The organism is Pseudomonas sp. 05N432, assembly GCF_056396945.1.
Genome location: NZ_JBFTMM010000075.1, coordinates 1 through 576, shown reverse-complemented (window position 1 = coordinate 576; position 576 = coordinate 1). Strand labels below are relative to the sequence as shown.

General features: G+C 62.3%; 1 protein-coding gene. It reads right to left on the bottom strand.

All coding sequences use genetic code 11. The features are described from left to right. Window positions 1-576: contractile injection system protein, VgrG/Pvc8 family (locus AC1DHT_RS29280; RefSeq protein ID WP_442114862.1), on the bottom strand; the 576-nt coding region annotated here is incomplete at both ends.

Sequence of the window (576 nt, the reverse complement as noted above, 5' to 3'; positions counted from 1 at the left end):
GTAGATCTCTTCGCCGACGGGGCCGGTGACGCGGGCGGTCTGGCAGACCAGCGCCGGTCTTTGTGCCGGCAGCGGTGGCCGGTAGAACACGTCCCAGGGAATGGCGCTGAAGCGGTTGCGATAGCCTTGGGTAAAACCGTCTTCGGGTTCGGTCGCGTTGGTGACTGACTCTTCCAGCACCTGGGGTTGTTTTCCGCAGTGGGTCACACCGAGCAGCAGCCACAGATCGTTGTAGGTTTCGCGCGGGTGCTCGCTCAGCTTGAAAAAGTGGCCACTGCGCAGGGTCGGCTGGTCGCTTTCGCCCTCGGCCAACTGGTAATCGGTTCGGTGCCGCTCCAGCGCCTGCCGGGCGAGCTGTTTGGCGCGTTTTTCGCTCTCGAATAACTGCGGGTAGCGATAGTCTTCAAGTTCCGGGCGGAACTCGGCAGTGAAGCGACTTTCCAGCAACAGGCTCGGGCGCTTCAGGTCATAGTCCCGGCGTGTGACCTTGCTGGTGCGGGTGCTGAAACGCTGGGAGAACTGGCTGATCACCGAATGCTCCGCCAGCATGCCGGCGTCTTGCTGATACGGGGTTTC